Genomic DNA, 19291 nt, shown 5'->3' with positions numbered 1-19291 from the left:
AAAAACCCGAGGCCGCAGAAGGTCTTTGGTTCTGCCCGCTGCGCCGTTCAGCGCCTCGCATGCAGAGCCGGTAACCGATTTGCCAGGGCTCGGTGATACACTCGACTTACGCGCACAAGCGCCTGCAGGTCCAGCGATCATGACCCAGATTTCCGAACGCCTTTTGGTGCAAGCCCATCTCGATGCCAAGCAGCCCAAGCCGCTGACGCCCGAACAAGAGGCCGACTACCGCGCCGCCATCGCCGCCGAACTCAAGGCGCAGAACGCGGTGCTGGTTGCCCATTACTACTGTGATCCGGTGATCCAGGCCCTGGCCGAGGAAACCGGTGGATGCGTATCCGACTCACTGGAAATGGCCCGCTTCGGCAACAAGCATCAAGCCAGCACGGTGATCGTCGCCGGCGTGCGCTTCATGGGCGAGACGGCAAAAATCCTCAACCCGGAAAAGCGCGTACTGATGCCGACCCTGGAAGCGACCTGTTCGCTTGACCTGGGTTGCCCGGTCGAAGAGTTTTCGGCGTTCTGCGACAAACACCCGGAGCGCACCGTGGTGGTCTATGCCAATACCTCGGCGGCGGTCAAAGCCCGTGCCGACTGGGTGGTGACCTCCAGCTGCGCGCTGGAAATCGTCGAGAGCCTGATGGACAACGGCGAAACCATCATCTGGGGTCCGGATCAGCACCTGGGCCGCTATATCCAGAAACAGACCGGCGCTAACATGCTGCTCTGGGATGGCGCCTGCATCGTCCATGAAGAGTTCAAGTCGCGGCAGCTGGCCGATATGAAGGCTTTGTACCCTGATGCCGCGATTCTGGTGCACCCGGAGTCGCCGGAGGCGGTGATCGATTTGGCGGACGCTGTCGGTTCCACCAGTCAGCTGATTGCTGCGGCGCAAACGCTGCCGAACAAGACCTTCATCGTCGCTACCGACCGCGGCATCTTCTACAAGATGCAGCAGCTGTGCCCGGACAAGGTCTTCATCGAGGCCCCTACGGCCGGTAACGGCGCGGCCTGCCGTAGTTGCGCCCATTGCCCGTGGATGGCCATGAACACCCTGGAACGCACCCTGCAGTGCCTGCGTGAGGGTAGCAACGAGATCTTCGTCGAGCCTGCGCTGATTCCCCAGGCGATCAAGCCGCTCAAGCGCATGCTCGATTTTACCCAGGCGGCGCGGATGAAGTTGTCCGGTAACGCTTGAGGAATCCCGAATCGCGGGGCAAGCCCGCTCCCACGGTGGGAGCGGGCTTGCCCCGCGATGCATTTCAAATCATTAGCGCATCATGTCCTTGACCATCCGCTGCTGCTCCAGCAACTCACGCTGACGCGCATCGATCTTCGACGCCAGCACGAAGTTGTTGCCGGCCCGCTGTTTGGCGTAGTCGAGCTGTTGCAGCGCCTGATCGAAGTCGCCCACCAGGGCAAAGTACTCGGCCCGCGCCTGGTGCAAGCCGATGGTATTGCCGGACAAGCCACGAACCTCAGCGACGTCATACCAGACATCCGGATCTTCCGGGCGATTCTTGAGCAGCGCATCCAGGGCTTTTTCCGCTTCTGTCGGGCGGTTCTGTTTGAGCAGCAGGTCGATCCGCGCCTGCTGTAGCGGGTAGTTCGCCGGGTACAACGTACGCATGCGCTCAACCCGCTGCTGGGCATCGGCCAGGCGATTGTTGGTAACGTCCAGGTCGATCTGCGCCAGGTTGTAGGTGACGTCGTTGGGCGCCTTGTCCAGCAAGGGCTTGAGCGCATCCCGTGCCTCGTTGAGGCGACCACCCTTGATCAGCGCCAGGGCCAGGCCGTAGCGGGCCGAGTCGAGCTTGGGGTCCTCATCCAGTTGCGCACGAAAGCGCTTGGCGGCAAGACCTGGAGTGCCTTCGTAGATCAGTGCAACACGGGCGCGGATCAACTGATAGCGCTGACTGTCTTCGGTGCCGCCCTTGGGCGCCTGCTCTGCACGGTTGCGGGTGTCGGCGATACGCGACTCGGTAACCGGGTGAGTGAGGAGGAACTCCGGCGGCTTGGCGTCGTAGCGGTACTGACGCATCAGACGCTCGAACATGCTTGGCATGTTGCGCGGATCGTAGCCGGCTTTTTCCAGGTTCTGGATACCGATACGGTCGGCTTCCTGTTCGTTTTGCCGGGAGAAGCGCCGCTGCTCCTGAATGGCTGCGGCCTGGGTACCGGCAATCGCGGCGATACCGGCATCGCCGGCACCGGCGGCGGCAGCAACGATGCCGACCAGCAGCGCCCCCATCATCGGCAGCTGCATGCGCTGCTGAGCCTCGACACCGCGGGCAAAGTGGCGTTGTGACAAGTGTGCAAGTTCGTGGGCCAGTACCGAGGCATACTCGCCTTCGGTCTGGGCATTGAGAAACAGGCCGCCGTTGACCCCGACAATTCCGCCAGGGGCGGCAAAGGCGTTGAGTTCACGGCTGTCGATAAGGATGAATTCCAGGCGTCGATCCTGCAGCTGGCTGGTTTCGGCCAGGCGGTAGACGCTGGTTTCGACATAGTCCTTGAGCTGGGGATCGTTCAGTTGATTGACATTGCCCCGCAGCAGGCTCAGCCAGGCGCGGCCCAGCTGATGTTCCTGTTGCGGGGAAACAATGGCAGAACTGGCGTCGCCAAGTGACGGCAGGTCGTCGGCATGGCTGGGGAGCGCCATCAAACAGGCCAGCGTCAGCAGGGTAGGGCGCAGAAAATTCATGCACGAAGCTCTGGTCGACAAAGAGCCTTACTGTAGCTGGCTCACACGTTGGCGACCAGTGGCGGTATTCTACGAGGCTTGACTGATTCTGCCTGCCTGGAGCAACCGATGAGCGATACCCCGACGTTTGACGCTGAACTCGACGCCTGCGGCCTGAACTGCCCGCTGCCGTTGCTCAAGGCGAAGATGGCGCTCAATCGCCTGGCCAGTGGCGCGGTACTCAAGGTGATCGCCACCGATGCCGGGTCGCAGCGCGATTTTCGCACTTTTGCCAAATTGGCCGGTCATACGCTGCTGCTCGAAACAGCCGAGGCAGGTGTGTACACCTACTGGTTGCAGAAAGCCTGAGTTTTTCTCCCCTAAGGATCGTCAATGTTCAAAGTGCTTCGCGACTGGATGCAACGCTACTTCTCGGATGAAGAAGCGGTGGTATTGGCGGTCTTGCTGTTTCTGGCCTTCACCGCAGTCCTGACCCTGGGCGGTATGCTTGCTCCGGTGCTTGCCGGTATGGTCCTGGCGTTTCTGATGCAGGGGCTGGTCAACGCTCTGGAGCGTTTGCGGGTGCCGACCCGCTATGCCGTCGGCCTGGTCTTCACCCTGTTCATGGGCGCCCTGGCGGTGTTCTTGCTGGTCCTGGTGCCGTTGCTCTGGCATCAGCTGATCACCCTGTTCAACGAGCTGCCGGGCATGCTGGGCAAGTGGCAATCGCTGTTGCTGCTGTTGCCTGAGCGTTATCCGCACCTGGTCTCCGATGAGCAGGTGCTGCGCGCGATCGAAGCCATGCGCGGGGAGATCGGCAAGTTCGGACAGTGGGCGTTGACCTTCTCGCTCTCCAGCCTGCCGCTGCTGGTCAATATCATGATCTACCTGGTGCTGGTGCCGATCCTGGTGTTCTTCTTCCTCAAGGACCGCGAGCTGATTGCCCGTTGGGTCAGCGGTTACCTGCCGCGTGAGCGGGCGTTGATGACCCGGGTGGCCGAGGAAATGAACCGGCAGATTGCCAACTACATTCGCGGCAAAGGCATCGAGATCCTGATCTGTGGCGTGGCGACCTACATCGCCTTCATTGCCCTGGGGCTCAACTATGCGGCGCTGCTGGCGTTGCTGGTGGGCTTGTCGGTGGTGGTGCCGTATGTCGGTGCAGTGGTAGTGACGGTGCCGGTCACCCTGATTGCGCTGTTCCAGTGGGGCTGGGGCGATCAGTTCATCTACCTGATGGCGGTGTACGCAATCATCCAGGCGCTGGATGGCAACGTACTGGTGCCGTTGCTGTTCTCTGAGGCGGTGAGCCTGCACCCGGTGGCGATCATCTGTGCGGTGTTGCTGTTTGGCGGGCTGTGGGGGTTCTGGGGGATCTTCTTTGCGATTCCGCTGGCGACGCTGTTCAAGGCGGTGCTTGATGCCTGGCCGCGGCAGGAGCCCATAGTCGCGCCGTTGTTGTGAAAGCATCGCGGGGCAAGCCCGCTCCCACAGGGTTACAGATGATCCCTGTGGGAGCGGGCTTGCCCCGCGATAGGCCTCAGGCCTTGCTCAGCGCCTGTGCTTCAGCCAGCACCGCATCCACATGCCCCGGCACTTTCACTCCACGCCACGCTTTGCGCAGCACACCGTTCTTGTCGATCAGGAACGTGCTGCGATCAACGCCCATGTATTCCTTGCCATAAAGCTTCTTCAGCTTGATCACGTCGAACAGCTGGCACAGGGCTTCGTCCTTGTCGCTGATCAGCTCGAACGGGAACGCCTGCTTGGCCTTGAAGTTTTCGTGAGACTTGATGCCGTCCCGCGAAACGCCGAAAACCACGGTGTTGGCCGCTTCGAAGGCGTCATGCTGGTCACGGAAACCCTGACCTTCAGTGGTGCAGCCCGGGGTGCTGTCCTTGGGGTAGAAGTACAGCACCACTTGCTTGCCCTTCAGATCAGCCAGGTTGACGCTCTGGCCGCTGGTGGCCAGGGCCTGGAAATCGGCGACGGGTTGGTCGAGTTCAACGGCCATGGAAAGCTTCCTTACAGTGGGTTCTGTGGGCGCCAGGGTTCGATCAGCGCATCCAGGTTCAGGGCATCGGAGAAGTCCAGGAACTGGTCACGCAACCAGCTGATCTGGGTGCCGGCCGGCAGCGTCACGGTGAACGTGGCGTTGAGCATGGTGCCGCCGGTCTGAGGCGCCTGGTAGGTGTCGCAGGTGAGGTTTTCCAGCTCGACATGGTGGTCGATGAAAAACTGGCACAGCTCGTTGATGATGTCCGGGCGATAGGCGGCGCTGACATAGGCGACATATGGCAGGGCCAGCGGGCGCACTTCAAGCTCGGCGCTACGCACCACATTCACGGTGAAGGTGTGCTTCTTGGCCAGGCCCGGCAGGGCTGCCTCGAAACGCGCCAGCGCGTCCCAACTGCCGGCAACCTGCAGGACCAGTGCACTGCACTCGCCGTGGCGGGTCAGGCGTGAGGTCACGACCGAGCAGCGATTGTCGTTGCTGGCCCGGCACAGGATGTTGGTCAGTTCCATGGGATTGGCGCCCAGAGCACTGATGACAAGGAATTGTTCGCGAACGGTGGGGGTGGACATGCAGCATTCCTAAAGCGATGAGCGGTCGGTACCCGACAGGTCAGAATGGCGGGAAGGCGTGGTCCCGGGGCTCAGGATCGAGGCTTTGGGCACTGCCTGCGCAGGTTGTCGGCAGCCCGGCGGGCCGCTGTGTACCGATCAAAGAGAGAAGGGTAGCGAAAATGGCCGCCGAGGGGAATGCTCCAGCCGCCTGCTTCGCTTGTGCAAGGCCGATGGCGCCAGTACCATTACCGCTCTCTTTTTCCGGCAGGAGCAGTTTCATGATTGCGGGCAGTATGGTGGCATTGGTCACACCCATGGATGCACAAGGGCGTCTTGATTGGGACAGCCTCGACAAACTTGTAGACTTCCACCTGGAAAACGGCACCCATGCGATCGTTGCAGTCGGCACCACCGGTGAGTCCGCGACCCTGGATGTCGAAGAGCACATTCTGGTTATCAAGCACGTGGTCGAGCGCGTCAAGCACAGCAAGCACCCTATTCCGGTGATCGCCGGCACCGGCGCGAACTCCACCGCTGAAGCCGTGCACCTGACCCGCAACGCCAAGAACGCTGGCGCCGACGCCTGCCTGCTGGTAGTCCCGTACTACAACAAGCCGACCCAGGAAGGCCTGTACCAGCACTTCAAGCACATTGCCGAATCCGTCGACATCCCGCAGATTCTCTACAACGTTCCTGGCCGCACCTCCTGCGACATGCAGGCCGAGACCGTGATCCGTCTGTCGACCGTGCCGAACATCATCGGTATCAAGGAAGCCACCGGCGACCTGAAACGCGCCAAGGCCATCCTTGACGGCGTGAGCAAGGACTTCATCGTGCTGTCCGGCGATGATCCGACCGCGGTCGAGCTGATCCTGCTGGGCGGCAAAGGCAACATCTCGGTTACCGCCAACGTCGCCCCGCGCGAAATGGCTGATCTGTGCGAAGCCGCCCTTGCGGGCAATGCCGAGAAGGCTCGCGCGATCAACGAAAAACTCATGCCCCTGCACAAGGACCTGTTCATCGAAGCCAACCCGATTCCGGTGAAGTGGGCTTTGGTCGAAATGGGCCTGATGCACAAAGGCATCCGCCTGCCACTGACCTGGCTGAGCGAATCCTGTCACGATACGGTACGCCGGGCGATGCGCCAGTGCGGCCTGCAGTTTTAATTGAGGACGTACACCGCATGAAGCGATTGGCTGGTCTTTCCGCCCTTGCCTTGATCATCTCCAGCACCAGTGGTTGTGGCTGGCTCTGGGGCGAAGAGGGTTACTTCCGTGACCGTGGCAGCGATTATCTGGAGGCCACGCAGAAGGCGCCGATGCAGATGCCACCGGACATCAGCAGCGCCAAGCGGCTTGATCCGCTGCTGCCGATCCCGCGTAACGTCGCCGACGACAACGTCAAGGGCGAGTTCGAAGTGCCGCGTCCACAACCATTGAGCGCGGCTGCCGACATCAGCGACTTCAGCCTGCAGAAGAGCGGCAGTTCCCGTTGGGTCCTGGCCCAGCGCGCCCCGGCCGAAGTCTGGCCGGTGGCCCGGCAGTTCTTTGAAGACAACGGCTTCCGTATCGCCGAAGAGCGCCCGCAGACCGGTGAGTTCAACACCACCTGGCAGCGTTTTGACGAGCTCTCCGGCGCCATGGCCAGCCGTCTGGCCAGTGCTTCGAGCAGCCGCGACAACGAAGTGCGTGCGCGTATCCGCATTGAGCCGGGCGTGCAGCGCAACACCAGTGAAGTGTACATCGTCAGCGTCGAGCGTCCGGCTGGCAGCACTGCCGAACCTGGTTTCCCGGCCCGTTCGGAAAACACCGGGGTCGATGCCATGCTGGTCGACGAAATGCTCGCCAGCATGACCCGCAGCGCCGAGAAGGGCGGCTCGGTGTCGTTGCTCGCCGCACGTGATTTCGATGCGCCAAGCCGTGTCAGCCTCAGCGAAGACGGTAGCGGCAACCCGGTACTGAACCTGGGTGCCGACCTCGATCGCGCCTGGTCCAGCGTTGGCCGTGCCCTGGAGCAGGGCGAATGGCGGGTTGAAGACATCAACCGCAGCCTGGGCCTGTACTACATCAACCTGGCAGAAAAGGCCGAGGCCAAGGACCAGGAGCCGGGCTTCTTCGGCAAGCTGTTCGGCAGCGCGCCGAGCAAGGAAGAGCGTGAAGCCCGTGCCGAGCGTTACCAGGTGCGCCTGAGCAAGGTTGGCGACAGCGTCCAGGTCACCGTTGAGAAGAACATCAACACCGTGGCCCCGGCTGACGTCGCCCGCCGCGTGCTGAGCGTGATTCAGGACAACCTGGGTTAAGTGCGCTTCGCCGTACTTGGAAGTGGAAGCCAGGGAAATGGCACGCTGATCGCCAGTGACAACACCCTTGTCCTGGTCGATTGCGGCTTCTCCCTGCGTGAAACCGAGCGGCGCCTGGCGCTGCTCGGCGTTTCTGCCCAGCAATTGAGTGCTGTGCTTGTTACCCACGAACATGCCGACCACGTGCATGGGGTCGGTTTGCTGGCGCGGCGCTACAATGTACCGGTCTACCTCAGCCGCGGCACCTTGCGCGGCATGCGCAAACCGGTCGAAGCGGCGGGATTCCTGGCGGCAAACGAGACACTGCAGATCGGCGCCTTGAACATCCGCGCCGTGGGCGTGACCCACGACGCGCTGGAACCGTTGCAGTATGTGTTTGACGACGGTAACCGGCGTTTCGGCGTGCTGACCGACCTGGGCTCCTACGACGCCGCCCTGCTGGAAAGTTATCAGGGCCTGGATGCCTTGTTGATCGAGGCCAACCACTGTCGCGACCTGCTCGGACGCGGGCCTTACCCGATGTTTCTCAAACAGCGGGTGGGTGGCGACTACGGACATTTGAACAACCACCAGGCCGCGCGCCTGGTGTCGGAGCTGGACTGGCAGAACCTGCAGCATCTGGTGCTGGCCCATCTCAGTAGCAAGAACAACCAGCCACAGCTGGCCCGGCAATGTTTCGTCGACACCCTCGGGTGCGACCCGGACTGGCTGCAAGTGGCCAACCAGGATTGCGGGCTCGACTGGCGCGAAATCGCCTAGCCCATCTTATTTAGCAAGCGGAGCCCATCATGGAAAAACGTGAAGAACTCTACCGCGGCAAAGCCAAGTCGGTTTACAAAACCGACGACGCTGACCGCTTGATCCTGCTGTTTCGCAACGACACCTCGGCGTTCGACGGCAAGCGTATCGAACAGCTCGACCGCAAGGGCATGGTGAACAACAAGTTCAACGCCTTCATCATGCAGAAGCTTGAAGAAGCCGGCATCCCTACCCAGTTCGACAAACTGCTGGGCGACAACGAGTGCCTGGTCAAGAAGCTCGACATGATCCCGGTTGAATGCGTCGTGCGTAACTACGCCGCCGGCAGCCTGGTCAAACGCCTGGGCGTGGAAGAGGGCATCAAGCTTGAGCCTTCGACCTTCGAACTGTTCCTCAAGAACGACGAGAAGGGCGATCCGTTCATCAACGAATCCCACGTTGTCGCCTTCGGCTGGGGCACCGCCGAGCAACTGGTAAAGATGAAAGCCCTGTCGCTCAAGGTCAACGAAGTGCTGAACAAGCTGTTCGACGACGCAGGCCTGCTGCTGGTCGACTTCAAGCTGGAGTTCGGTGTATTCCACGGCGAGATCGTCCTGGGTGACGAGTTCAGCCCGGATGGCTGCCGCCTGTGGGACAAAGAAACCCGCAAGAAAATGGACAAGGACCGCTTCCGTCAGGGTCTGGGCGACGTTATCGAAGCCTACGAAGAAGTTGCCAAACGCCTGGGCGTGCCGCTGTAAGCGGCAAGTTCACGCAAGCGCCTGATACCACGCGAATTTTTTTCGCAAACAGGCTTTGCCTTTAGGCAAACTGCTGGTATCATGCGCGCCACTGGAGAGATGCCGGAGTGGCCGAACGGGACGGATTCGAAATCCGTTGTACTGGCGACAGTACCTAGGGTTCAAATCCCTATCTCTCCGCCATTATAGAAGTAGCCGAAGCCCCCGAAAACGTTGAAGTTTTCGGGGGCTTCGTCGTTTCGGGGTACTGGCTTAGGGAAAATTCAGGGCAGATTCTCGGCCTATTAGGCCGCGTCAGGGCGGGCCATTCCTTGTCGTTGGGGGGTAGGGTCAGATCAAGCCGCCTGAGCACTTTGGTTGAGGTCGGCAGTTGCATACATCTGCAGCTGCCGGCAAGACCTGCTCGATTGGAGGACGGTTAGGCTACCTAATTAGGTATTTCACACAATGACCACCCAGCGTTGAGCGGAGCCACCGATTTACTCCTTCTGCAACTGTGCGTTTCTCAGGTTGGGATTGTTCCTCAATACGAGCCTTGAGCCAGCTTGATTCGGGAAAGTGGGCCGCATAGTCAAAGCGGCCCTCCCGGATCTCGGCAAGTCTTGTTATCCGCATATGCGATTGCCGCCTTGTTGATCTTGGCGACTTGCGTAAGGGCTCTCGGCGCGGTTGACCTTCATACATCAAGGCAGCCCGCAGTTGATTACCGTTGATGTCGACGCCTGAAGGTAGTCCCCAGCCTTCAGGAGGGTGGGTTGCAGTGCTCGATGAGGGCGGAATGGTCTTTTCTGTACCGGTAACGCAGGAGTTAACGGGCAGCGAATTGAAGTTCGCTGCCGTTCAAAAGAGAGATATTTTTCTGGCAGAGACGAATCTCGCAACCAACGGTATGGTGGACGCTTTAGTTATTGGGCCGCTCAGCGAGTAAAGACGCGTCGCTCTTCAAACGATATGAGGCTTACAAGCTGAAGCTCAACAAAATGGACCAGCGAGATAGATATCCTCTGGCTATCGATTGGTCAGAGCCAATATCTATTTAGCTTGCTTCGAAATCGAGTCGATATATTTTCTGGAGGTGAAATTTTTGTTCAGATATTTCATCCATGGTTTATCTATTGCGTACGTGAAAGCAAATGATGCTGCGGCGGTAACAGCCAAATACAAAGCGAATGTCGCGGTAATAGAGCCTGTAAATATAAAGAAGGCCGATGCAGCACTATTTAGGACGATAAAGTGCGTTAAGTATAGTCCAAATGATATTTCGCCAAGTTTTACGAAGCATCTATTTGAAAAGAAGCTCCTGAGAGTCGAGTTTGAGTTTATCGAGCCAATGAATAAAGCGGCGGCTACGGGGTAAAGAAGATCCGCCGCAAGAGTAATTACCTGATTGGGCAATGCCATTGGCGCAAGAGACAACCCAGCGATGGTCAGCACAATGGCAGCAGGCAGGGGTATGCTAATCTTGCGCTTTATGCAAGCCAGGGCCAAAAACGCTCCAAGTATGAACTCCAAATAGTGCGAGCCAAAACTAAGTATTGCTGCAGTAGTTAGTATTAATATCTGCGTTAAAAAATTGACGTGTCTGCAAATAATGCCGAATGCGATTATTAAAAATACCGCGAATAGCTCGTAAGAAATAGTCCAGAGGTTCGAGTTGTAGGTTCGTGTTGCGTCAAATGATACGAAGTCGCTCCAGAAAGACTCTGTTATTGCTAAGCGTATGTCTGGCGAGAACGCATACCATCGGCCAAGCCAGTCTGAACCGCTCGCAATGCTGGCTTGCTTGTTTGGGTATAAATCAAACCTGTGGATGGCGTATGCTATTAGGCATATTGCAAGAATTGGTATGCAGAGTCTTAAATATCGCTTTGCAGCAGCTGTGATGGCTAGGTCAATGGTCTTGCAGTAAAATTTTTCAAAGAAAAGAAATCCGCTCAAAACAAAAAATAGAGCTACCGCGAAATGACCATTCCATAATGTGCTGATGAATGTGTGATTTATAGTTTGCTCGGAGCTTAGTAATGAGTTGTCGAATGATCGGGCGAAGTGGAAAATAGCCACAGTAAGTGCCGCAACACCTCTAATTCCATCTAAGTGCATGGCGCGCTCAGAGTTTGCGATTGAGCTAGTTAATGACGGCTTCTTGAAAGTCATGGGGTGATTGCGCCAAAAAAGAAGGGACTGCTATTCCGCAATATTCTATCCAAAACCCGCCACTGAGTGAGTTTATTTTGTCTGGAGAAAGCCATGGCTCGTAATTCTGATTCACTGGCGGGCAGCAAGAATGCACTCGCCTTCCTCGACATGCTTGCCAGGTCAGAGGGTACATCCACCAGCAAGCACAGCCGCGACGAAGGTTACGGCGTTGTCGTGTGCGGTATCAACAACCCGAACACCTTCAAGAGCTATACCGATCACCCAGGCGTGCTGGTCACGGTGAACACCAACGGCCTGAAATCGAGCGCTGCTGGCCGGTACCAGCAGTTGGCGTTGAGCAAGCGTTGGGTCAAGGTCGGCTCATAGGGCTCCATGAACCACACCGCCGCTGGCAATAGTGGCTGACATCCCGCAGCCACTACCCCGGGCTGGGGCGGCGAGTAGGACTGGCAGCCGGAGATCAGAAGTAGCAAGGCGATCACGTAAGCGAGCCAGAGTTGCTTGGGTCATTCGGATTGTATTTTTTGCTTGCGGTGATTGTTCACAATGATGAGGTGGTAATGTTTACAGATTGCCGCGAAATCTGTTGTAGATGACTACCCGCAGATGTATATTTCGTGCGATTGATGGCTCGGTGCCATTATTTGCGTTACGCGCTTCAAGTCTCTTCCGTCGTCGCCGCCCTTGGGCGCGACGGCACTCCCTACCTTGTGCAACCGGGCCCCAGTGGATGTCGCCCGGTAATGGCTATTTCAAGAACGATCAATTAAAGGGCTATGCGGATGTTCGGCACAATTGTGAAGGTGTTGGCTGATATTAGTGTGAGGTCGAAACTGACCCTGGGCTTCGCGCTGGTTTTGCTGCTGACCATTGGGATTGCGGGAATCGGCTGGGGAGGTCTGAGCGGTTTGGGCGAGCGCAGTGCCAAACTCAGCAGTATCGCCAGAATCAACGAAGAGGCGCGTGATGTGCGCATTGCGCGCCTGAACTACACCGTGTCCCCCGAGGATGCGCAGGCGGCGCTGATGGTCAAGGCAATGGATGAGCTCAATCTTCGTATCGAGGGGCTCGCCAAACAGTTCACCGACCCGGACGATCTGCGCTGGATAGGCCAGGCAGGCAGCGCGGTCGAACGCTACCGTGCACACTTCCAGGATTATGCCCGTGCCATCGAGGGGCGTAACGCTACCCAGGCCAGTCAGGCTTTGGAGGTTCTGGAGGCAGATCTCAAGAGCCTGCTCGAGGCATCCGGGCGGCTGTCGGACAGCCAGTCGACCAAGCGTGACAATGAAGTGCAGTCGTCGATCCAGCGGTTGATCTTCGCAGCGGGACTGGCCCTGATGTTCGGCGTTCTGGCTGCCTGGTTGATCACCCGTTTGATTGTGCTGCCGTTGAAAGAAGCCCTGCAGAGCGCCGAGCGGGTAGCCAATGGCAACCTGAGCCAGGATATCCAGGTGTCGCGGCGTGACGAGCTGGGCGAACTGCAAGCCAGCATGCAGCGCATGACCCTGAACCTGCGCGACCTGATTGGCGGTTTGCGCGACGGCGTGGTGCAGCTTGCAAGTGCAGCCGAAGAGTTGTCGGCGGTGACCGAGCAAACCAGTGCGGGGGTCAGCAGTCAGAAGGTCGAGACTGATCAGGTGGCGACGGCAATGAACGAGATGACCTCGACCGTGCAGGATGTGGCACGCAATGCCGAGCAGGCATCGAATGCGGCAGTCAATGCCGGTCTTGAAGCACGAGAAAGTGACACCGTCGTCAATCAGGCCATCGAGCAGATTACCCATCTGGACGTCGAGGTGGGACATTCGACGCAGGCCATGGCCGGGCTCAAGCGTGAAAGCGACAAGATCGGTACGGTACTGGACGTGATCAAGTCGGTCGCCCAACAGACCAACCTGCTCGCCTTGAACGCGGCCATCGAAGCAGCACGAGCCGGTGAGGCCGGTCGTGGTTTTGCAGTGGTCGCCGATGAAGTTCGCAGTCTGGCGCAACGCACCCAGACTTCCACCGAAGAGATCGAGGAACTGATTGGCGGCTTGCACCGTGGCACGCAGCAGGTAGGCGATATCCTCGAGCGCAGTCGCGCACTGACCACCAACAGTGTTGAATTGACGCGCCGTGCAGGCGCTTCGCTGATGAACATCAGCCGTTCGGTGGCCACCATCGAGTCGATGAATCTGCAGATCGCTACGGCATCGGAGCAGCAGAGTGTTGTGGCCGAGGAAATCAATCGCAGTGTGCTCAACGTCCGCGACGTCTCCGAGCAGACGGCGGCGGCCAGCGAGGAAACAGCCGCTTCGAGCGTTAAATTGGCCCGCCTGGGTGCGGATCTGCAAATGCTGGTGGGCAAGTTCAAGCTTTGACCCTTGGGTAGGGGCCCGTGCAGGTTGTTACTGGACGGGCCGCTATCCGATCAGGTTCAGGTCCGGGTGAGCACCGCGGCATCAGGACGCTTGAACTTGATGCGCCGGCTCCAGGCGATGGCAGGGCGTTCGAACAGCACATAGGCAATGGCTGCGAATGCGATACAGATCGCAATGATCAGGACAGTCGCCAACAGGTCTGAAGCAATGCCGCTCGGCATGAAGCGCCGGAACACCCGCATGAAAGACCCCGTCACCGGTGAATGGAACAAGTACAGACTGTAGGAAATCAAGCCAATCTTCTGCACTGGGTAGCTGGACAAAAAGCCAAGCGAGGCGGATCGATTGACCAGCAAGCAAAAGCCCAGGCCTGTCAGCCCGGCAGCAATGGTAAATGAGCTGTTGCTGGCCACGCCGATCAACAGAACCAATGCGCTGTAGCCAATGGCGATATAGCGGCTTTGCTTGGTGCCGGAAAGGGTTTGAGCACACAGCACCCCGGCCATGAAGCTGAACCAGAATGCAATGAATCCACCTTGCCAACCTATCGACTGAATCAGCCCGGTGGGCCACAGCAGCGCCAATACAGCACTGATCCAGATTGGAATGTTCCGGGCTTTGAACGCTTCGCCGCCGTTGGCGTGATCGGCTAGCCAGAGCAGCACGGCGAAAGCGATGTAAAACTGCACCTCGATACACAGCGTCCAGAACACCGAAATGATGTTTTCGCTGCCAAGCACACCTTGCAGAAACGCCAGGTGTCCGAGAATGTCGGTGGCACTGGGAATGTTGACCCCGCTTTGCCCAAGCATGTGTTTTGTGGCGATCACCAGCAAACCCAGGGCAACAGCGGCATAGTAGGGCGGGGCGAGGCGCACCAGACGGCGGGCGACAAAATTTGCGGCGTTGACGGTGTTCATCGGCACGCGGGCGGTGGTCGTCGCCATGACGATGCCGCTCAAGACGAAAAATATCGGTACGCCCAGGTGGCCGGCATCGAAGACTGCCGCTTTCACCCAGCCCGGAATGGCGGCAAGCAGGGTGGGAATGTGGTTGCCTTCGGACAAGTGAAAGAGCACCACCCAGAAGGCTGCGAAACACCGTAGTGCGTCAATCAGGGCCAGGCGATGTTTGTCGTCAGTGGTGATTCCACTCATACCCGCTTCTCCATTCGCCCGCACTGGGTGTCGCTCTTCGGCCACTGTGCGCAAGCTTAGCAGCTGGGGCAACCTGTCAAGGGCTGACGCGGGTTTACACCTGTTGCAGCTTCAAGCGTTCGATTCGTTCGTCGACTCCCGGTAAGTCTGGCGAAACTCGCCCGGTGGCATCCCGCGTCGGCTTTTGAAGGTGCGGTGGAACGAACGCGGTTCGGTGAAGCCCAGGTACTGGGCGATGTCCTGGATCGGCAAGGTGCTGTGCAGCAGGTAGTGCTCCGCCAGCTCCTGGCGCAGGTCATCGAGGATTTGCTGGTAGGAGGTGTTGGCCTGGTGCAGTTGGCGTTGCAGGGTGCGCACCGAGACGGCGAACTGTTCGGCCACCTGTTCCTTGCGTGGCAACCCTTCCTTGAGCAACTGGCGCAGGATGTTCTTTACCCGTTGTTCAAGCGAGGCGTCCTCCAGCGTTGCCATCAAGCCCAGGGCGTGGTCTTCCAGGGTGCGCAGCAACTGCGCATCGGCCTGGCGCAAGGGCAGTTGCAGGTACGGCAGCGGAACAACGAGCGCCGAGTAAGGCTGGTCGAACAGCACCGGGCAGTTGAAGAACTGTTCGTACTGCTCGCGTTCGGTGTCCGCTGGCAGGGGATGTTCGAGCCACACGGCGACGGGCGACAGCTGGGCGTCGGCGATCCAGCGCGCATATTGCAGCCAGGAGCCCAGGACGTTTTCCACCAGGTGGCGGCGGATGCGTGGGCGTTGGTGGCGGCAGGTCCAGATCAGGTGCACGTGCTCGCCCTGCGCTTCGGCGCGGCTGACGCCCATGTCGCCCACCAGCTTCTCGAACGGCATGATGCGATTCATGGCATCGCCCAAGGTCGCGCAGTTCATGGTGATGTAGCCCAGCACGTTCCAGGAGTTGGGCAACACGAATCGCGCCGAGTTGAGGCCGAACAGCGGATCGCCGGAATGCTCGCAAAAGTAATCGAGCAAGCGTTCATGGGCTTCGCCTGGCACGCGCAGGCTGTTGTCGCTCAGCTGTTGAGCTTGCAACCCGGCTACCGCAAGCGCCGGTTCAATGGCCATGCCCAGTTGTTCGGCATGACGCACGTACTTGAGCAGCGGGGGAACCGAGCTGTAGCCGAGGGATTGCATGATCGGGTTCCTTTTGATCGAAGCAGACAGGCGCAGATGAAGACCCTGAAAGGTAATTTGAAACCACCGCTAAAGTAAATGGCGGCAGCCGTATGCGGGTTGGCTCAATCGGCTACTCGAGCTGGCCGGATGTGACCGTGACAGGCTCGGGTGGCTGGCTACTATAGGCGCCTGAACTGCCACCTGATAAGAACCATAAAAGGACACACGCATGCGACGCTGGAACGGCTGGGGAGATGCAACCACGGTGGTCGAGCTGCCGGCCCAGGGCGCGGGGTTTCTCGCTGCCCGGGTAGGCGCTGGAGCTGCGTTGCCCGACGCCACGCTGGAGGCAGCACTGGCGCGGGTTCCGGCCTCGCGTCTGGCGGCGCATCCGCTGTACAGCCTGGAGGCTCATGATCGTCTGCTGCATGCGCGTGGCCAGAGCTTGCCGGACTGGCTGGCGTTGCGTGAAGGCACGCTGGGGACCTACCCCGATGGGGTGGCGTTCCCGCAGAGTGTCGAGCAGATCCGCCAGTTGCTGGCGCTCGCCCACGATAAAGACCTGTGTCTGATTCCTTATGGTGGCGGTACCTCGGTGGCCGGACACATCAACCCGCCATCTTCCACGCGGCCGGTGCTGACCGTGTCGCTGGCGCACATGAACCGCCTGCTCGATCTCGACGAACAGAGCCTGCTGGCCACCTTCGGTCCCGGCGCTACCGGGCCGCAAGTGGAAAGCCAGTTGCGTGCCCGCGGTTATACCCTGGGGCATTTCCCGCAGTCGTGGGAGCTGTCGACCCTGGGCGGCTGGGTTGCCAGTCGTTCCAGCGGCCAGCAGTCGCTACGCTATGGGCGCATCGAGCAGCTGTTCGCCGGCGGTACGCTGGAAACCTTCGCCGGCCCGTTGGAAATCGCAACCTTCCCGGCTTCGGCCGCAGGTCCTGATCTGCGCGAAGTGGTGCTGGGCAGTGAAGGGCGCTTCGGGATCATTTCCGAGGTCAAGGTGCGGATCACTCCGCTGCCAGCGGACGAGCGTTTCTACGGGGTGTTCCTGCCCGACTGGAACCTGGCCCTGCAAGCCATCCGCCAGTTGGCCCAGGCGCGCGTGCCGCTGTCGATGCTGCGTCTGTCGAATGCCGTGGAAACCGAAACCCAGCTGGCCCTGGCCGGGCATCCGCAGCAGATCGCCTGGCTGGAAAAATACCTGGCCTTGCGCGGTGCGCGTGCCGGGAAATGCATGCTGACCTTCGGCGTGACCGGCAACCGGCAGCAGAACGCATTGTCGCTGAAGCAGGCCCGGCAACACCTGAAAGCGTTTGGCGGGGTGTTCACCGGCACGCTGCTGGGCAACAAGTGGGCGCAGAACCGCTTCCGCTTCCCTTACCTGCGCGAGAATTTGTGGAACGCCGGTTATGTGGTCGACACCCTGGAAACCGCCACCGACTGGAGCAATGTCGACAACCTGCTCAATCGTATCGAAAGCAGTCTGCGCGACGGCCTGGCGGCTGAGGGTGAGCGGGTGCATGTGTTTACCCATCTGTCCCACGTCTATGGCGAAGGGTCGAGCATCTACACCACCTATGTGTTCCGCCCGGCGGAGACGTATCCGGCCACCCTGGCGCGCTGGCAGGCGCTCAAGCATGCGGCCAGCCAGACCATCGTTGACAACAATGGTACGGTCAGTCACCAGCATGGCGTCGGCAAGGATCATGCGCCCTACCTGTTGCGCGAGAAGGGCGCGCGGGCGCTGGACACCTTGCAGGCACTGAGCCGGCATTTTGACCCGGCCGGGCGTCTGAACCCCGGCACCCTGTTGCAGGAGTGATGGCATGAGCCAGGACTGGAATGCCGCGTGGCGACAGCAGGTGTTGCCGACCCTGGCGGATGAAACCTGGGACCTGATCGTCATCGGCGGCGGCATCAGCGGTGCCGGGATCCTGCGCGAAGCGGCCCGCCGTGGCTGGCGCTGCCTGCTGCTGGAGCAGCGCGATTTTGCCTGGGGCACCTCCAGCCGTTCTTCGAAGATGGTCCATGGCGGCTTGCGCTACATCGCCAAGGGCCAGTGGCGCCTGACCCGCGATTCGGTGCACGAACGCCAGCGCCTGCTCGACGAAGCGCCGGGGCTGGTGGAGTCTGCAAGTTTCATGATGCCGCACTACCGTGGCGAGTTTCCCGGGCCGCGGGTGCTGGGTGGGCTGTTGACGGTGTACGACGCCCTGGCCGGGCGGCGCAGCCATCGCTTTTATGACGCGCAACAGCTGCACTACCTGGCGCCGGGTTTGAAGGAAGACCAGTTGCTGGGGGGCACCTGCTTCGTCGATGCACTGACCGATGATGCACGCCTGGTGATGCGTGTGCTGGCTGAAGCGCGGGCCGATGGCGCGCTGGCGCTCAATGGTGTGCGAGTCCGGCAATTGCTGCGTGAAAACGACCGGGTCTGCGGCGTGCAGGCTGAGAACACTGAGGATGGCGAACTGTTGCAGCTGCGTTGCCGGGCGCTGGCGGTGGCGACCGGCGCCTGGGCCGAGCGTCTGCGCCCGAGCGACGCGCCCCGGCAATTGCGACCGTTGCGCGGCAGTCATCTGGTACTGCCCGGCTGGCGTTTACCCGTTGCTCAAGCGATCACTTTTTTGCACGCCCGCGATCGCCGGCCGGTGTTTGTCTTCCCGTGGGAAGGCACCACGGTGGTGGGCACCACGGACCTTGATCATCAGGAAGATCTGGACCACAGCGCGAGCATCAGCAGCGAGGAACTCGACTACCTGCTGGCCGCCTGTGCCCAGCAGTTTCCTCAGGCTAACGTGGTTGCTGGCGATGTATTGTCGACCTGGTCGGGGGTGCGCCCGGTAGTGGGCAGTGCTCGCGGGGAGCAGCAGGGCAAGCCGTCCAATGAAACCCGTGAGCATGTGCTGTGGCTTGAGCCCGGCTGTGTGACCCTGGCCGGCGGCAAGCTGACCACGTTCCGGCCTCAGGCGCTCGAAGTGCTCAAGGCCTGTGCGCCGATGCTCGGGCGCGAAGTCAGTGATGACGGCGCCCCGGTGTTTGCGGCGGTACCGGCGTTGCCGATTTCGGGGCTCAACAGCAGCCAGTGGCGTCGCCTGGCCGGGCGTCACGGTCGCGACCTGCCACGTCTGGCGCTATTGCTGCAACAGTTGGGTTGCGCCAGCGTCGGTGCCAGCGACACCTTGTGGGCGGAGCTGGCGTTTGCCTGCGATGCGGAACTGGTCCTGCACCTCGACGACCTGCTGCTGCGCCGCACCCGTATCGGCCTGTTGCTGGAGCGCGGAGCGGAGGATCATCTACCGGCCATCCGCCAGTTGTGCCAGCCACGACTGGGCTGGGACGATCTGCGCTGGCAGGCGGAAGAACAGCGTTATCGGGCGTTGTGGCAACGCCACCATGGTTTGCCGGACGCCACGCATTGAATGCCC

Annotated in this window: 19 protein-coding genes and 1 tRNA gene; 13 read left to right on the top strand and 7 right to left on the bottom strand. The window is 60.1% G+C overall.

Annotated features, from left to right (window positions below):
- Positions 1–139: 139 nt before the first annotated feature.
- Positions 140–1198, top strand: coding sequence for a quinolinate synthase NadA (gene nadA, locus ACVI9W_RS06215; protein WP_461529505.1), 1059 nt, complete (start codon positions 140–142; stop codon positions 1196–1198).
- Between the two features lie 72 nt (positions 1199–1270).
- On the opposite strand, the gene ACVI9W_RS06210 is transcribed toward nadA, so the two are convergent.
- Positions 1271–2704, bottom strand: a complete 1434-nt coding sequence (locus tag ACVI9W_RS06210; RefSeq protein WP_461529504.1) for a M48 family metalloprotease — start codon at positions 2702–2704, stop codon at positions 1271–1273.
- 108 nt (positions 2705–2812) lie between these two features.
- Here ACVI9W_RS06210 and ACVI9W_RS06205 point away from each other — a divergent pair, with 108 nt between their 5' ends.
- Positions 2813–3052, top strand: a complete 240-nt coding sequence (locus ACVI9W_RS06205) for a sulfurtransferase TusA family protein (protein WP_422417298.1) — start codon at positions 2813–2815, stop codon at positions 3050–3052.
- Between the two features lie 24 nt (positions 3053–3076).
- Complete coding sequence (locus ACVI9W_RS06200; RefSeq protein WP_461529503.1) at positions 3077–4147, top strand: AI-2E family transporter; 1071 nt, start codon at positions 3077–3079, stop codon at positions 4145–4147.
- Between the two features lie 76 nt (positions 4148–4223).
- On the opposite strand, the gene ACVI9W_RS06195 is transcribed toward ACVI9W_RS06200, so the two are convergent.
- Positions 4224–4697 (bottom strand): peroxiredoxin, encoded by a 474-nt coding sequence (locus ACVI9W_RS06195; protein WP_461529502.1) that lies wholly within the window; start codon positions 4695–4697, stop codon positions 4224–4226.
- Between the two features lie 11 nt (positions 4698–4708).
- On the bottom strand, positions 4709–5269 hold the full coding sequence (locus ACVI9W_RS06190; RefSeq protein WP_038613813.1) for a glycine cleavage system transcriptional repressor: 561 nt from the start codon (positions 5267–5269) through the stop codon (positions 4709–4711).
- Between the two features lie 260 nt (positions 5270–5529).
- Here ACVI9W_RS06190 and dapA point away from each other — a divergent pair, with 260 nt between their 5' ends.
- The 5 genes from dapA (at position 5530) to ACVI9W_RS06165 (ending at position 9232) form a co-directional block, all read left to right on the top strand.
- The gene (gene dapA / locus ACVI9W_RS06185) at positions 5530–6417 is read left to right on the top strand and encodes a 4-hydroxy-tetrahydrodipicolinate synthase (protein WP_461529501.1); all 888 of its coding nucleotides are present in this window, start codon (positions 5530–5532) and stop codon (positions 6415–6417) included.
- A 17-nt stretch (positions 6418–6434) separates the two neighbouring features.
- A complete protein-coding gene (bamC, locus tag ACVI9W_RS06180) occupies positions 6435–7550 on the top strand; it encodes an outer membrane protein assembly factor BamC (protein ID WP_038613808.1) in 1116 nt (371 codons plus the stop codon).
- Positions 7551–8309 carry an MBL fold metallo-hydrolase gene (locus ACVI9W_RS06175; protein WP_422416997.1) on the top strand — a complete coding sequence of 253 codons (759 nt, stop codon included), beginning with the start codon at positions 7551–7553 and terminating at the stop codon, positions 8307–8309. It abuts the gene before it with no gap.
- Between the two features lie 29 nt (positions 8310–8338).
- Positions 8339–9049, top strand: coding sequence for a phosphoribosylaminoimidazolesuccinocarboxamide synthase (gene purC, locus ACVI9W_RS06170; protein WP_038613804.1), 711 nt, complete (start codon positions 8339–8341; stop codon positions 9047–9049).
- A 93-nt stretch (positions 9050–9142) separates the two neighbouring features.
- Positions 9143–9232, top strand: a tRNA-Ser gene (locus ACVI9W_RS06165).
- A gap of 240 nt (positions 9233–9472) precedes the next feature.
- Here ACVI9W_RS06165 and ACVI9W_RS06160 read toward each other — a convergent pair.
- Positions 9473–9829, bottom strand: a complete 357-nt coding sequence (locus ACVI9W_RS06160) for an Arm DNA-binding domain-containing protein (protein WP_461531797.1) — start codon at positions 9827–9829, stop codon at positions 9473–9475.
- Here ACVI9W_RS06160 and ACVI9W_RS06155 point away from each other — a divergent pair.
- A complete protein-coding gene (locus ACVI9W_RS06155; protein WP_461529500.1) occupies positions 9810–9977 on the top strand; it encodes a hypothetical protein in 168 nt (55 codons plus the stop codon). The two genes, ACVI9W_RS06160 and ACVI9W_RS06155, sit on opposite strands and share 20 nt — an antisense overlap.
- Positions 9978–10081: 104 nt before the next feature.
- On the opposite strand, the gene ACVI9W_RS06150 is transcribed toward ACVI9W_RS06155, so the two are convergent.
- Positions 10082–11203, bottom strand: a complete 1122-nt coding sequence (locus ACVI9W_RS06150) for an acyltransferase family protein (RefSeq protein ID WP_461529499.1) — start codon at positions 11201–11203, stop codon at positions 10082–10084.
- 93 nt (positions 11204–11296) lie between these two features.
- Here ACVI9W_RS06150 and ACVI9W_RS06145 point away from each other — a divergent pair, with 93 nt between their 5' ends.
- Both ACVI9W_RS06145 and ACVI9W_RS06140 read left to right on the top strand, forming a co-directional pair.
- Positions 11297–11572: a lysozyme family protein gene (locus ACVI9W_RS06145; protein WP_461529498.1), complete on the top strand. Its 276-nt coding sequence runs from the start codon at positions 11297–11299 to the stop codon at positions 11570–11572.
- A gap of 455 nt (positions 11573–12027) precedes the next feature.
- The gene (locus tag ACVI9W_RS06140) at positions 12028–13572 is read left to right on the top strand and encodes a methyl-accepting chemotaxis protein (protein WP_461529497.1); all 1545 of its coding nucleotides are present in this window, start codon (positions 12028–12030) and stop codon (positions 13570–13572) included.
- Between the two features lie 56 nt (positions 13573–13628).
- Here ACVI9W_RS06140 and ACVI9W_RS06135 read toward each other — a convergent pair whose 3' ends face one another.
- Both ACVI9W_RS06135 and gliR read right to left on the bottom strand, forming a co-directional pair.
- Entirely contained in the window at positions 13629–14729 is a 1101-nt protein-coding gene (locus tag ACVI9W_RS06135) for an acyltransferase family protein (RefSeq protein ID WP_461529496.1), read from the bottom strand.
- A gap of 111 nt (positions 14730–14840) precedes the next feature.
- Positions 14841–15878 (bottom strand): AraC family transcriptional regulator GliR, encoded by a 1038-nt coding sequence (gliR, locus tag ACVI9W_RS06130; RefSeq protein ID WP_461529495.1) that lies wholly within the window; start codon positions 15876–15878, stop codon positions 14841–14843.
- 211 nt (positions 15879–16089) lie between these two features.
- Between gliR and ACVI9W_RS06125 the strand changes: the two genes are divergently transcribed.
- The gene (locus ACVI9W_RS06125) at positions 16090–17685 is read left to right on the top strand and encodes an FAD-binding oxidoreductase (protein ID WP_461529494.1); all 1596 of its coding nucleotides are present in this window, start codon (positions 16090–16092) and stop codon (positions 17683–17685) included.
- Positions 17686–17689: 4 nt separating this feature from the next.
- Entirely contained in the window at positions 17690–19285 is a 1596-nt protein-coding gene (locus ACVI9W_RS06120) for a glycerol-3-phosphate dehydrogenase/oxidase (protein WP_461529493.1), read from the top strand.
- Positions 19286–19291 lie beyond the last annotated feature (6 nt).

It is taken from the genome of Pseudomonas sp. 210_17 TE3656, assembly GCF_054821965.1.
The sequence above is the reverse complement of the archived record's forward strand: the minus strand, read 5'-3'. Positions and strand labels throughout refer to the sequence as shown.

Bases quoted from the DNA above. Each gene is read 5' to 3' on its own strand.
- bamC (WP_038613808.1), top strand. From the start codon at position 6,435: ATGAAGCGATTGGCTGGTCTTTCCGCCCTTGCCTTGATCATCTCCAGC.
- dapA (WP_461529501.1), top strand. From the start codon at position 5,530: ATGATTGCGGGCAGTATGGTGGCATTGGTCACACCCATGGATGCACAA.
- ACVI9W_RS06210 (WP_461529504.1), bottom strand. From the start codon at position 2,704: ATGAATTTTCTGCGCCCTACCCTGCTGACGCTGGCCTGTTTGATGGCG.
- gliR (WP_461529495.1), bottom strand. From the start codon at position 15,878: ATGCAATCCCTCGGCTACAGCTCGGTTCCCCCGCTGCTCAAGTACGTG.
- nadA (WP_461529505.1), top strand. From the start codon at position 140: ATGACCCAGATTTCCGAACGCCTTTTGGTGCAAGCCCATCTCGATGCC.
- purC (WP_038613804.1), top strand. From the start codon at position 8,339: ATGGAAAAACGTGAAGAACTCTACCGCGGCAAAGCCAAGTCGGTTTAC.
- ACVI9W_RS06120 (WP_461529493.1), top strand. From the start codon at position 17,690: ATGAGCCAGGACTGGAATGCCGCGTGGCGACAGCAGGTGTTGCCGACC.
- ACVI9W_RS06145 (WP_461529498.1), top strand. From the start codon at position 11,297: ATGGCTCGTAATTCTGATTCACTGGCGGGCAGCAAGAATGCACTCGCC.
- ACVI9W_RS06125 (WP_461529494.1), top strand. From the start codon at position 16,090: ATGCGACGCTGGAACGGCTGGGGAGATGCAACCACGGTGGTCGAGCTG.
- ACVI9W_RS06205 (WP_422417298.1), top strand. From the start codon at position 2,813: ATGAGCGATACCCCGACGTTTGACGCTGAACTCGACGCCTGCGGCCTG.
- ACVI9W_RS06190 (WP_038613813.1), bottom strand. From the start codon at position 5,269: ATGTCCACCCCCACCGTTCGCGAACAATTCCTTGTCATCAGTGCTCTG.
- ACVI9W_RS06200 (WP_461529503.1), top strand. From the start codon at position 3,077: ATGTTCAAAGTGCTTCGCGACTGGATGCAACGCTACTTCTCGGATGAA.
- ACVI9W_RS06135 (WP_461529496.1), bottom strand. From the start codon at position 14,729: ATGAGTGGAATCACCACTGACGACAAACATCGCCTGGCCCTGATTGAC.
- ACVI9W_RS06195 (WP_461529502.1), bottom strand. From the start codon at position 4,697: ATGGCCGTTGAACTCGACCAACCCGTCGCCGATTTCCAGGCCCTGGCC.
- ACVI9W_RS06150 (WP_461529499.1), bottom strand. From the start codon at position 11,203: ATGACTTTCAAGAAGCCGTCATTAACTAGCTCAATCGCAAACTCTGAG.